This window comes from Paenisporosarcina sp. P5_A11 (genome assembly GCF_056400705.1).
In genome coordinates, this window is sequence record NZ_JBFUKT010000001.1 from 38,602 (window position 1) to 51,687 (window position 13,086).

The 13,086-nt window shown below is 37.8% G+C and carries 14 protein-coding genes and 1 riboswitch; of the genes, 7 read left to right on the forward strand and 7 right to left on the reverse strand.

Going from position 1 to position 13,086, the window contains the following annotated elements:
* Positions 1 to 186 precede the first annotated feature (186 nt).
* Positions 187 to 331: riboswitch (FMN riboswitch) on the forward strand.
* 421 nt (positions 332 to 752) lie between these two features.
* The 5 genes from ribE (at position 753) to AC1DOS_RS00215 (ending at position 5,210) form a co-directional block, all read left to right on the forward strand.
* Positions 753 to 1,382 (forward strand): riboflavin synthase, encoded by a 630-nt coding sequence (ribE, locus tag AC1DOS_RS00195; protein ID WP_477535935.1) that lies wholly within the window; start codon positions 753 to 755, stop codon positions 1,380 to 1,382.
* A 15-nt stretch (positions 1,383 to 1,397) separates the two neighbouring features.
* A complete protein-coding gene (locus AC1DOS_RS00200) occupies positions 1,398 to 2,588 on the forward strand; it encodes a bifunctional 3,4-dihydroxy-2-butanone-4-phosphate synthase/GTP cyclohydrolase II (RefSeq protein ID WP_477535936.1) in 1,191 nt (396 codons plus the stop codon).
* Positions 2,589 to 2,603: 15 nt separating this feature from the next.
* A complete protein-coding gene (ribH, locus tag AC1DOS_RS00205) occupies positions 2,604 to 3,071 on the forward strand; it encodes a 6,7-dimethyl-8-ribityllumazine synthase (protein WP_477535937.1) in 468 nt (155 codons plus the stop codon).
* An 85-nt stretch (positions 3,072 to 3,156) separates the two neighbouring features.
* Complete coding sequence (locus AC1DOS_RS00210) at positions 3,157 to 3,687, forward strand: histidine phosphatase family protein (RefSeq protein WP_477535938.1); 531 nt, start codon at positions 3,157 to 3,159, stop codon at positions 3,685 to 3,687.
* A 359-nt stretch (positions 3,688 to 4,046) separates the two neighbouring features.
* On the forward strand, positions 4,047 to 5,210 hold the full coding sequence (locus AC1DOS_RS00215; protein ID WP_477535939.1) for a class I SAM-dependent methyltransferase: 1,164 nt from the start codon (positions 4,047 to 4,049) through the stop codon (positions 5,208 to 5,210).
* Between the two features lie 52 nt (positions 5,211 to 5,262).
* Here AC1DOS_RS00215 and AC1DOS_RS00220 read toward each other — a convergent pair whose 3' ends face one another.
* Genes AC1DOS_RS00220 through AC1DOS_RS00230 form a run of 3 tightly spaced genes read right to left on the reverse strand, consistent with a single transcriptional unit; the run spans position 5,263 to position 7,404 of the window.
* Positions 5,263 to 5,922, reverse strand: coding sequence for a Dph6-related ATP pyrophosphatase (locus AC1DOS_RS00220; protein ID WP_477535940.1), 660 nt, complete (start codon positions 5,920 to 5,922; stop codon positions 5,263 to 5,265).
* 2 nt (positions 5,923 to 5,924) lie between these two features.
* Positions 5,925 to 6,416: a P-loop NTPase family protein gene (locus AC1DOS_RS00225; protein WP_477535941.1), complete on the reverse strand. Its 492-nt coding sequence runs from the start codon at positions 6,414 to 6,416 to the stop codon at positions 5,925 to 5,927.
* Positions 6,406 to 7,404 carry a GNAT family N-acetyltransferase gene (locus AC1DOS_RS00230; RefSeq protein ID WP_477535942.1) on the reverse strand — a complete coding sequence of 333 codons (999 nt, stop codon included), beginning with the start codon at positions 7,402 to 7,404 and terminating at the stop codon, positions 6,406 to 6,408. Before AC1DOS_RS00230 ends, AC1DOS_RS00225 begins: the two co-directional genes overlap by 11 nt.
* Positions 7,405 to 7,512: 108 nt before the next feature.
* On the opposite strand from AC1DOS_RS00230, the gene AC1DOS_RS00235 reads away from it, so the two are divergent.
* Entirely contained in the window at positions 7,513 to 7,767 is a 255-nt protein-coding gene (locus AC1DOS_RS00235) for a hypothetical protein (RefSeq protein ID WP_477535943.1), read from the forward strand.
* A 284-nt stretch (positions 7,768 to 8,051) separates the two neighbouring features.
* Positions 8,052 to 8,870, forward strand: coding sequence for a glycosyltransferase family 2 protein (locus tag AC1DOS_RS00240; RefSeq protein ID WP_477536039.1), 819 nt, complete (start codon positions 8,052 to 8,054; stop codon positions 8,868 to 8,870).
* A 126-nt stretch (positions 8,871 to 8,996) separates the two neighbouring features.
* Here AC1DOS_RS00240 and AC1DOS_RS00245 read toward each other — a convergent pair whose 3' ends face one another.
* From AC1DOS_RS00245 to AC1DOS_RS00260, 4 genes are all read right to left on the reverse strand, one after another.
* On the reverse strand, positions 8,997 to 9,584 hold the full coding sequence (locus AC1DOS_RS00245) for an NUDIX hydrolase (RefSeq protein ID WP_477535944.1): 588 nt from the start codon (positions 9,582 to 9,584) through the stop codon (positions 8,997 to 8,999).
* A 96-nt stretch (positions 9,585 to 9,680) separates the two neighbouring features.
* Positions 9,681 to 10,619, reverse strand: coding sequence for an HD-GYP domain-containing protein (locus tag AC1DOS_RS00250; RefSeq protein WP_477535945.1), 939 nt, complete (start codon positions 10,617 to 10,619; stop codon positions 9,681 to 9,683).
* A gap of 165 nt (positions 10,620 to 10,784) precedes the next feature.
* Positions 10,785 to 12,326 carry a flotillin family protein gene (locus AC1DOS_RS00255; protein ID WP_477535946.1) on the reverse strand — a complete coding sequence of 514 codons (1,542 nt, stop codon included), beginning with the start codon at positions 12,324 to 12,326 and terminating at the stop codon, positions 10,785 to 10,787.
* A gap of 2 nt (positions 12,327 to 12,328) precedes the next feature.
* Complete coding sequence (locus AC1DOS_RS00260) at positions 12,329 to 12,874, reverse strand: NfeD family membrane protein (protein WP_108585597.1); 546 nt, start codon at positions 12,872 to 12,874, stop codon at positions 12,329 to 12,331.
* Positions 12,875 to 13,086 lie beyond the last annotated feature (212 nt).

Here is a 13,086-nt window from a genome sequence, read left to right on the forward strand (position 1 = left end):
AAAAATTCCCCCTTTGCGATATTCATGAACAATCTAATGTTATCACAAAATTCAGACGAATTGTATGGGCTTAATCATCTTTATATCACTGAAAAACATCTGCAAAATCGGAAAGTGGGGTATTGTGCAAATGAATTTATCATTTGCATACAATTGTGCTACTATTAAAAAGACAAATAGTCACTTTATATTCTTCGGGGCAAGGTGAAATTCCTTACCGGCGGTGAGCAAATGCAAATTTGTAAGTCCGTGACCCGGTACTTGAAAAAGTAGCGGTGGAGTTGGTGCAAATCCAACACCGACAGTATAGTCTGGATGGGAGAAGAATAAAAAGAGGTTTTTTTGTTATGCTCACTAATCACTTCATTTAATATGTAGTCGAGCATTTACACATTCCATTAAAATTGCTTCTGTCTCATTAATACTTACATCTAATACTTACCGTTAAATTCTGGCTTTCTCGCTTTTGCGAGGAGATTTTTTGTCATGGTTTAGATGTCATTTCATTAACGAGAACGAGGTACTTCTATATTTCCCTTTCCTTACCACCCGTTTGCCCCATGGTGGAAAAAAACCAAAACCTATTCACTCTAGCTCGACCTTTTCAACATAAGCAGTTTCAACCATATCGTAACGACGAATTTATTTTGTCGTTGGATTAATCATGTAACTGCAAAACAAATTCTATAATTACCAAAATTCAGGCTTTGATGTTCGCATTAATGCTCTTTTCAGTCAGGAGGATAAAGAATTTGTTCACGGGTATCATTGAAGAAATCGGTACTGTTACATCCATTCAACGAAAACCACACGCACTCGAATTAACCATTCGAGCAAAAACGGTTTTAGATGATGTAAATAGAGGCGATAGTATATCAGTTAATGGCGTTTGTTTAACAGTTTCTTCGTTTACGAAAGATTTGTTTGTAGTAGATGTTATACCGGAAACCTTTAAATCCACTACATTAGCACAATTATCGTCCAACTCACGTGTCAATTTAGAGCGTGCCATGTCTGCTAATGGGCGTTTCGGCGGTCACTTTGTTAGTGGACATATCGATGGCATTGGTGTCATTAGGTCCATCAGAAAAGAAACCAATGCCATTACCAAAAAGATTGAATTAGAGCCTAGTCTAATGAAATACATGATGTTAAAAGGCTCTGTTGCAGTCGATGGGACATCTCTTACTATTTTTCATGTTGATCGATCATCGATTTCTATTTCCTTAATTCCTACAACACAAATTGATTCACTACTTGGAGACAAAGGTATTGGAGACAAAGTAAATATTGAATGTGACATGCTCGCTAAATATACAGAGCGCATTCACTTATCTAAATCCAATATGTCAAAAGAATGGTTATCAGAACACGGATTTTAAATAGGAGGTTTCTTGATGTTTTATACAGTAGAAAAAGCAGTTGAAGCATTGGCAAAAGGACAAGCCATTATTGTAGTGGATGATGAAGACCGTGAAAATGAGGGTGACTTTATTGCTCTTGCAGAATTTGCCACTCCAGAAATCATCAATTTAATGGCCACTGAAGGTAAAGGCTTAATTTGTGTACCAGTAGCTGAGGAAATTGCTCAGCAGCTTCAGTTCGGTTTAATGACAGACCAAAATACAGACCCTTATGGGACAGCTTTCACCATCAGTGTAGATCATAAGGATACAACGACTGGCATTAGTGCATTTGAACGTTCTCATACGATTCTTCAAATGATAAACAGTGAATCGAAAGCGACTGACTTTAAACGCCCTGGCCATGTTTTCCCTTTGATTGCAAAAAAAGGCGGCGTATTGAAACGTGCAGGACATACAGAAGCAGCTGTTGATTTAGCCTTATTAGCAGGATCTTCTCCAGCAGGCGTCATTTGTGAAATTATGAATGAAGATGGTTCTATGGCCAGACTCGATGACCTCGTGATAATTGCTGAACGATTAAATATCGGCATCTTAACTATCGCTGAATTAATTGCTTACAAACAAAAGAATGAAAAATTAATTACACGTGAAGTTGAAATTCTTTTACCAACTGAATATGGTGATTTTCAAGTGGTTGGTTACACGGAAACGTTGACAGGCAAAGAACATATTGCCCTCATTAAAGGTCAGATTTCAACCGACACACCTATTCTCACTCGTGTTCATTCAGAATGTTTAACTGGGGATGTTTTTGCTTCTCGGAAATGTGATTGTGGTGCACAACTTCATTCATCATTAAAACAAATTGAAGAAGCAGGCTCCGGCGTCTTAGTTTATTTGCGACAAGAAGGTCGTGGAATTGGCTTAATGAACAAACTAAAAGCATATGCTCTCCAAGATAAGGGCTTAGATACTGTAGAAGCCAATCAACAGCTTGGCTTTGCAGATGACCTACGTGAATACGGCATTGGAGCACAAATTTTACGAGATTTAGGAATAGGTAAAATGAAACTCTTGACTAATAACCCTAGGAAAATTGCTGGTATAGATGGTTATGGATTAGAAGTAACTGAGCGCGTAGCAATTGAAATTCCATCACATACAGACAATGAAAATTATATGAAAACTAAAAAAACGAAACTTGGGCATTTCCTAAGTTAATAGAGGAGCTTATACATGACTACACATTTAGAAGGCTATTTAATTGGATCCGAACTGAAAGTTGGAATTGTCGTTGGACGTTTCAATGAATTCATTACAAGTAAACTTTTAGGTGGAGCCGAAGACGCTCTTAAAAGACATGGTGTGGATGATGCAAATGTAACAATTGCATGGGTGCCAGGCGCATTTGAGATTCCACTTGCAGCTAAACAAATGGCTGCGTCAAAAAAATACGATGCCGTCATTACCCTTGGTACTGTAATCCGTGGTTCGACGCCACACTTTGATTTTGTATGTAATGAAGCTGCAAAAGGTGTTGCCAATGCAGGATATCAACACGATATCCCGGTAATTTTCGGCGTGTTAACGACAGACACGATTGAACAAGCAATCGAACGTGCAGGAACAAAAGCTGGGAATAAAGGCTGGGAATCTGCAACTAATGCAATTGAGATGGCTAATTTAATGAAAAAACTAGTTTAATCTCTGGCCCTGAAGCATATTGCTTCAGGGTTTTTTATCGTATACTTTTAAAAAGAAGAATGATTAGTAAAGGAGTGACTGGAAGATGAAAATGGTATATCTCGTTCGCCATTGTTCAGCAACTGGACAAGAACGCGACGCCAGATTAACCGAATTGGGGCATCAACAAGCTGTAGAGTTAGCCTCCTTTTTCAAAGACATAAAGATTGATCACATCATTTCCAGTCCATTTGCACGTGCTCAACATTCCATACAACCAACAGCTCAATTAAAAAACATTTCAATCACGATTGATGAGAATTTGGCTGAAAGAATCTTAAGCACGTCTGATTTACCCAATTGGCTAGAGCTTCTTGAAGAAACATTTACAGATTTCGACTTGAAACTTGAAGGTGGCGAATCAAGTCGTGAAGCCACTAACCGTGCCCTTAAAGTTGTAAACGAATCACCAAACAATTGTGTGCTCGTCACACATGGTAATCTAATAAGTTTGGTTCTGAAACACTTTGATGATTCAGTTGGTTTTCAAGAATGGAAATCACTAAGCAATCCAGACGTTTATTCGCTTACCATTGTTAATAACGAAAGCACCATTGAACAACTATGGGAAATTTGATTAAGCCACTCGGATGAAGAGAGGCTTTTTAGTTTAAAGCGATGTGAGTTGAGTGGGTTCTTTCAATTTAACTTTTTGTCCATTCATATATTTTCCATCAAACATACTCAACTTTCCCACAACTTAAAATAGGTTTGCGACCATTTATAGGTTTTCATCCATTCAAATCGACTTTTCATCCACTCATACTGTGTTTTCATCCATTCAAATCAACTTTCCATCCACTCACGATGTGTTTCATCCATTCAAATCATCTTTCCAACCATTCAGCGATTTTAGCTCGGACAAACTCATAAGAAATGGAGTCATGGTGAATGTGATAAACTATCGTTAAGAAACTTGAAAAGAAGGCGGATTGTATGGAATTCCAAGAAATGCTCGATCAAATAACGGATTTAATCAACAACAAACAGTTAATCTCTTCAACAATTAGTCAACCTCGTGCCAAGTCAGATGAAGTAAAACGCGTGCGATTAAAGCCTGTCGAATTAAAAGGAATATACATGATTCAGTTTGAATATCAGCATGAACGCGTGTTAAAGCATGAAAATCTCGATTTGTCAGATGTGCCAGAAAAAATTAATCTTCTGCTTCAACAATTTCGACAAGTCCAGGCAGAATTTGAAGAGGAAAAAATCCAAATTCAACTTTCCAAGAAGTTTAAAGTGCTTTGGAAATCAGAGCGTGTCAATTCTAAAAAAGTAGTCAACCTTTCTCACAACCGAAAGAAAAACTATTTGCTGGACGAAGATACTTCCTATCCGTTTTTGGTGCGTCTAGGTGTTCAAACTCCTGATGGCAAAGTTAAAAAGCAAAAGCATGATAAGTTCCGTCAAATCAATCGTTTTGTTGAATTCATAGATGATGCTCTCGACTATCTTCCGAAAGATCGGCCAGTTCGAATTTTAGATTTCGGGTCCGGGAAATCCTATTTAACATTCGCGCTATATCATTATCTGCATATTGAAAAAGGGCTAGATATTCGCGTCACAGGGCTCGATTTAAAAAAAGAAGTTATTGAAGAATGCCAACAAATCGCGGATGACTTGAATTATGAGCACCTTGAGTTTTTAGTTGGGGATATTAATGACTACAATGAAGAAACATCTGTAGATATGGTAGTCACACTCCATGCATGTGATGTTGCAACAGATATGGCACTTGCTCGCGCTGTTAAGTGGGGTGCAAAAGTAATTTTGAGTGTGCCTTGTTGTCAACATGAGTTAAACACACAACTGAACAGCCCTGCTCTAGAGGTTATGCTTCAGCATGGACTAGTAAAAGAACGTTTTGCTGCTCTTGCGACAGATTCTATTCGAGCGGAGTTATTGAAACTTGTTGGTTATGAAGCGCAGTTACTCGAATTCATCGATATGGAACATACACCAAAAAACATATTGATACGTGCTTACTTTACAGGAAAAAAACCTACAACGGATGACATGAATAAATACCGTGTGTTTGTTGAGTTCTTACAAGCAAAACCATTTTTAGAAAACGAGTTAAAAGACTATCTTTCCTAAACCGCAAAAAAAGGCAATCCTGACCAAAGGATTGCCTTCTGCTTTATTTAAATTAAGCTTCTAAAGAAACAGTTAAAAACACATACCCTTCATTCTCTCGCACTTCACCAAAGGTAACGGGGACACGAGATGAAAAAATAGGGCCATCTATGACTACTGTATGAAACTCACCATTTTCACCACATGAATCGATGCCTAGCGATTCTAACTCATCCATCAATTGTCGTGTAAATATTCGACCTACATATTCTGCCGGCATCATGTTTGTATTGACCACAACGATCACCGCTTCGAAACCAACTGCTAACAGTTCTTCTAAAATCGAACGACGTGGTTCCTGCCAAAGTGGATGTATCGGTACAATGCCTGATTTGGCACACGTTTTTTGAACCCATTCTAAGTGTCCTTCTAAATCAATGTCGCCAAATACTCCATGTGTAATTCCATCTGCTCGACACTCATCCATAGCATCAATAAACTTTGATTCATAATCGTCCCAACCTGCTCCACGAATCATTAACGGAATATCCAAACGAGCCGCCTGAGCTTGTACCACTTTTAATGGCAATGCGTGTGACTTTGACACTTCTTCATCTTCTTGAAACATCGTTAGCAATCGTTTCGGGGTCATGCCCGACTGGATTGCGCGGTAATAGGCCATGGCCGAATCTTTACCACCACTCCATGATGCCACAAACGGTTGATTTTTCATTTTCAAACTCCTAACTCTTTACCATCGCGAATTTCAATCGCATTTTCCGGTGTGTTTTTTAGTATGTTACGGACTTGTTTTTTGTATTTCGTTTCATATTGATACGTCCACTTAAACATTCGACTATACATTCGCCAAGTCGGGATATAAGCTACCTGTTCTATGCCTTTCTTTTGTCGAATAAACCTGCGTGAAATTCTGTAAATACGTACCGGTAAACTTGGATGCAGGAAGTAAATTTGATCTGCTTCTTCAAATGTTTTCATCGACCAGCCGAGATGACTACCTTCAATAATCCATGTTGATTGAAGGAGGATATCGGCCAATATTGCATCACGCTGTTCATCTGAATTCCTTAAGTCCCCTTCAGAGCCTCTTGACCAGACTACGTCATCTAATGAATACATGTCGATTCCTTTTTGAAGAGCAAGTTTTCGAGCAAGCGTTGTTTTCCCACTACCAACTGAGCCTACAATCCGAATTTTATTGGCCATGTGCCCAGGCAATTCGGTTATCAACTTTTCGTACCATGCGAATCATAAACGGTCGATACCCGAGTTTTGGCCAAAAATAGGATGCTAAGTGGTTCGGCGTATGCCAATCGGCTAGAGAATAATCGTAACCCAACTCTTTCAACTGAGCATGACTTGCATCTGCAAGTGCTTTCCCTACTCCACGTCCTCGATATTGAGGATTAGTAGATGCTGCCGGAAGCTCCACTGTTCGTTCAGGTGTATACATATTAGCTGAGGAGTCCGCTTCATAATATACATGGAATCCAACTGGAATATCTTCCTGTTCCCCGATCATTACGATAGCTTCGGAATCTTTTGCAAGTGCCGCATAGCCACTTTTTACATCTTCCAGAGACTCTTTCGTTATTGGATTCCAAGAAGGCGAAGCCGCTTGGTGAATACTGTTCCAACGTGACATCCGTTTTAGCATGTCCGTATCACTTTCTGCTAATCGACGAACGCTTAATGTGTTTCTGTCTGCCTCTTTTGCTTTTGGTATATAATTTTGAAGATYAAGTATTGCATATTTTTGTTCGAACCTAAATCCTTGATCTAACCATTCGTAAACTAAACGATCATAACCAATTGGAACGTATATAATATGTTGGAAATAGCCACCCGCTATCCATTCTGCACCCGCTTCAGCGTATAATAATCGGACAAGTCTGGGATGAGCATCTTCTGCAATGGCTATGTATGGATAGTCAATCTTAATATGACGACCCTTTTTCGCGTCTTCTTTGAACTCATATAACATATACCCAATTACATGGTCTTCCCGAAGTGCCACAATACCATTAACGAATGGTTTTTCTACTTCTTTCTGAAGAAGAGCTTCCGTTACTTTTGGGTCTTMAAACTGTTGTGGCAGGAATGAATAACGACTCCGTTCCACTTCATGTCTTTTTGCTAAAAGACTTGCCATAGACGATAAATATTGCTTTTCAAACCCTACAAATTGAATCATGTGAATTCTCCCTTACCTTTAAATGTACGACGTTGTTGATACCTCTATGTTCCCTTCCTATCCACAGACCAAGTTGTTATAATAATTAAATAGGAAGGGGGATAAATGATGGAATTAAAACGAGTTGCATATGGCGTTATAATGGCAGCAACACTTATTTTTGTGCGCTTTATTGATATTCATGTTTATAATATGTCCACTTTTTTATCGATAATCATCCTCATTTTAATTATGGTCGTAAGCTATAAATTAGTTGATCGTTCTCCTTTTTTTGACAGGCAAATTACAAGGAATACGTATTACGTACTGAATACACTCATTATTTCGTTACTAATATTGGCTTTTTACGTAATTGAATCTTAGAACCATGCAGGAGTTGATCTCTCGCATGGTTTTTTGTTGCTGAAAATCTATTCATCTATTTATGGTTGTTCATTCTTCCCTACTAAAATAGGTTGTAATTCAGTCATCACGTCACGCTCCTAACCAAATGATGTTAAGTACAAGATTCGACATAATGATGAAGTTTCCTTTATATTGAGCTTAATTTTCATAGATTTGGGTACAGTTTGGAGAGGGGGAATTGTGTGGACCATACTTGCATACTTATAGCAGCTTACTAACCTGAAGTCACTTGCCTACATACGATTAAGCAGCTAATCAATACGGGCTTTCTACATATAATCATAGTCAATGATGGCTCAGGTAAGGAATTTGCTCCTTTTTTCGAAGCTATCGATAAAATTCCAGAAGTGAAAGTGCTTCATCACCCAACAAATCAAGGAAAAGGGAGAGCATTGAAAACAGCTTTCCATTACATTTTGAATGAACGCCATTCTATCCAAAAAATAATTACAGTAGATGCTGACGGTCAACATCGTACAAAAGATGTTTGTTCGTTATACCAAGCGTCCTTTGACCAAGATGATATCTTATTAGGAGTAAGAAATTTTGACCGAAAGGATATTCCTTTTAGAAGTCGCTTTGGAAATAAACTCACTCGAAACTTATTCCGCTACACAACTGGCATTGGAATAACTGACACTCAGACCGGTCTCCGACTCTTTTCAATAAAGCATCTCCGTTGGTTATTATCGATAAAAGGAGAAACCTTTGATTACGAATTAAATATGCTGGCTGAATCTAAAGAAGCATGGGTTCCCATTCACGAATTTGTAATCGACACAATCTATGAGAACGACAATAAGTCCTCTCATTTTCACCCTTTAAAATCCTCGCTTCAAATCTATAAAATATTTATTAAGTTTGCTGTTTCAGGATCAGCTTCATTTGTGTTGGACATGGCATTATTTGGCTTGTTTATTTGGTTATGGAAAGATGATGCACCTGAAATGCACATCGTTTTTGCTAAAAGAATGCTGCAAAAAAAAGAAGCTACACAAGTGAAAGTAGAAGCGAAAAAAGCTGCAGCTAAAGAAAAGCCAGCTAAAAAAGATAAAAAATAATTTTCATATGTATTGGTGCACCAAGATGTTCCCACCAATACATTAAATATGACAAAAAATCCGAAAAGAATTTCTCTTCTCGGATTTTTTGTTCTAAATTTATTTGAACACCTATGGCAAAATCATTTATTTAATTATAGGGGTTTGCACTTGGTGAACCCAGTCCATAATAAAGCGTTGCTGATGAGAATTCAGATTAGATGGTAGATCTTGCTTATCAAAATAGACATGTGCTCTGGATTCATCGCTTTTTTGAATTAATTCTCCTGATATATTGGAAGTTTTGAAAATCAGTTGAATGCTAAATACTTGGTCACCATTCGCGTATTCCGCAAAGCCTTCTTCACCCGAATATACACCAAAGAAATCCATGTCTCCAATGATTAATCCAGTTTCTTCTTGAGCTTCTCTTCGTGCTGCTTCACTAACTTGTTCCCCAAGTTCAAGAACTCCTCCTGGAATGCACCATACATCAGCATCCGTACGATGCTGTAATAATATCTGATTTCCTTTTTCAATAATTACCCCACACCCTACCGTTAATAGAGGTTTATTACCAATCATCTCACGCATCGTTTGTAAATAATTCATATACTGTACTCCCTTCATTATCGGCACTATTTCTGGTAATGTATCAATGACTTCATCTGCATTTGCTTCTGCATATTCTCGGTTCAATAGCGTTCCATCTAAATCAAAGAATATCGCTTTCATACAAGTTCACCCCTACATTAAAAAAGAAAGCTTGCAACCATAGAGGTGCAAGCTTTTATCTATTTATAGTGATATATGAAAATTTTTCATATGTTCTTATCTCCACTTAAATTGTTGTTCGTATAATAAGTTTAGGAAAGCATCTACTACTTCCGGATGAAATTGAGTACCTCTACCTCGAATAATTTCTTGGATAGCTTCATCAATTGAAAGAGCTTCACGATAAACTCGATTGGTTGTCATAGCATCGAATGAATCGACCACCGAAACAATAGCTGCTTCCAATGAAATTTCATTCTCTTTTAATCCTTTAGGATAACCTTTTCCATCATATCGTTCATGATGTTCTTCGACAATAAAGGCAGAATCACGTAACCATGTAAGTTCGTGGTTACGGATCATTTCAGCACCTTTTGTAGTATGGGACTTCATTATTTCCCACTCTGTTGATGTCAGTTTATCTTTCTTATTTAATATTTCTAGTGGCACTGCTAGTTTCCCAATATCGTGAAAATATGCTCCCCATATCAGCATTCTTGATCGCTCAATTGGTTGATCAAGCTTTTTCCAAAGCTCAATGGAATAGTCTTTGATTCTAGAACAATGTTGAAATGTGTATCCATCAACTTTTTCAATAGCTTCTGCATCACGTTGTACAATTTCTGTATCTCTAAAATTTGATTCATATATACTTTCCGTCATTTCAATTAAAATTTCAGTCCCAACTTGACTATAAAACGATAGTAAATCAGGATATTCAGACGCATCTATAGTATCGCCTTCTTGTAACATAAACGTTTTGTCTTTATACTCAACTTCAAGTTCTCCAAGAACTACAGTAAATTTTTCGACCACGTCAATTCCTTCAACTGATCTATACCTTACCCAAACCGAGCGTTTTGGACGTACCGTTAGGAGACCGTAAGCAAGTTCATCTGTTTTTCCAATGTACGTTGCGACAGAATTGCCAATCACTAAGCGATTTAGAGAAGGCTTTTCTTTGATGTCAATGATTTGCTTTCGGGATAATGTCATGGGTACCTCCACACTACTAAGCATTATTAAATGTAAATACTTTCATTAACTGTATCTTTTTCCACTATATTTGTCATTATAAATCTTATTTTATGTATAAATTTCCCTTTTCCACTTCCTTATACTTATTTAAAAGGCTCTCCAGTAAATGGAGAGCCTTTTAGATTATATAGATACGTGATTTTCTACTTTATCTTCTTTTTTCTTGTCTTGCATTTCATATGAAATGCGATCCAAGCTTGGACGAAGGGTTCCTTTTCCTGAATAGTTTTCAAGCATTTCTTTTACATCAATACCTGAAGAGGCTTTTAACGTTTCTTGTAGAGTCGACATTAGATTTGTTGCGTAAGAGGTCACTCTATTGGCACCTCCACCTTCTCCGCCGCCCGTATCGACTACTGTAATCTTGTCGATATTTGCTAAAGGGCTAGCGATTTGTTTCGCGTACTCCGGCATCATACGTACAATCATATCAAGAACCGCAGCTTGGCCATAGTGGTCAAATGCATCTGCGAGTTTTTGTTTCGCTTCAGCTTCAGCAAGACCTTTAAGTCGAATAATATCTGCTTCTGTTTCACCTTGTGCACGTTCAGAGTCAGCTTTTGCTATACCATCTAAACGAACTTTATCCGCTTCTGCTTTCGCTTTTGCTTCAATTCTATATTTTTCTGCGTCCGCTTCTGCCATTACGCGTGACTTAGAAGCCGCTGCCGTTTGTTCCACTGCATAACGATCGGCATCTGCTTTCTTTTTCACTTCTGAATCGTATTGTTTTTCTCGACGCAAAATTTCTTTCTCTTCAAGTTCAATTTGTTTTTGACGCTCAATAATTCGAATTTGCATTTCTTGTTCCATTACTTCTTGTTTTGAGCGAGCCGTTTGAAGTTCGTAGGCTTGGTCAGCACGAGCTTTAGCAATGTCTTGCTCACGACGATATTCAGCTACTTTTAATAGATTCTCTTTTTCCGCTAAAGCTATTTCAGTCGCACGCTCGATTTCATATTGCTGTGCTTCTTTTGTTGCTTCAGAACGCTTAATGCGCGTTTCTTTGTCTGCTTCGGCTGTTGCAATATCTGCGTCTCTTTTCACCTGGGCAATACGGGGTTTACCAAGGGAATCCAAGTATCCATTTTTATCACGCACATCTTTGATGGTAAATGAAACGATGATAAGTCCCATTTTCGCTAAATCTTGCGAAGCGACACGTTGAACTTCTTGTGAGAATTTATCGCGATTTTTATATATTTCTTCAACTGTCATAGAACCTAATATCGACCTTAAGTGACCTTCTAAAACTTCTTTTGCTTCATTTTCACGATCTTCTTTAGATTTGCCTAAAAATTGCTCGGCAGCAGTTGCGATTTCAGATATGGACCCACCTATTTTAATAATGGCTGTTCCATCTGCCATTACTGGTACACCTTGTTCTGTATATACTTCAGGCGTCATTACTTCTAATTTACTTGATAATAAACTTAGTGGCTTAGCTTGTTGGAACACTGGGAATACGAATGTACCACCACCACGGATGATTTTAATTTTATTTCCGGAGTCGTCTGTATGCACTGTTTTCGAACCTAAGTAACTTCCTGTAACAATAAGTGCTTCATCTGGTCCAACAGTTTTGTACTTCGTGACGTACACCCCAATAATTGCTAGTAATACAAATGCCACGATACCGATAACAACCATCACTTCTAAAGTCATGCTCAATTCCCCCATTTTGTTTTATCAATTTTCGTGAAATCGATGGCCTCGTATTCTCGAACAAGAAACGTACCTTCTTCCACTTCAATCACTAACACTTCTTTACCATAATCAATTTCTTCGTTATCATAACCAGCTGCTCGTTTGTTCAATAATCCACTTACGGTTTCGATAACAATTTCTCCATAGCCATCAATAGGGATAGGTGTAATTACTTTCCCTACTTGCCCAGCTAAAGACTCATCAGTATATGCAATAGAAACCTCTGTAGATGCCATCGGTAGTAAAATCAAAAAGTAAAGTAATGTATCTAGAACCATCCCAACTACCATACTAGTTATAAATACAAGCCAACTATTCCATGACGTAGAAATCTCAAGGACATAACCAGTTGCTGAAACGAATGTGACCAAGGCCATAATAACCGCGGGATTTAGAAAAGGAATACCTTCACCGATCCCTTCCACAACATCTCCGAAAAATACATACAGAATTGTCGCAGCCCCCGTAATGAGTAACGCATAAAAGTAAACTTGTTCAATCACCATCCTAGTCACTCCCATTTCAGCAATTCTTTAGTGATTACTAATATTTACGAAACAAATAATTAAAAGTTTCATTATTCCGAAATTTTTATTTTCTATTGTATAATCCAAATTTAGCTTTAGCGATAATTAAATATGAAGACAAAGTTCCGCCACGATATGTTACAGCAATGTAAATTTTGAGTAACTTGAGTAAAAAGAGTATTGATTTTCTA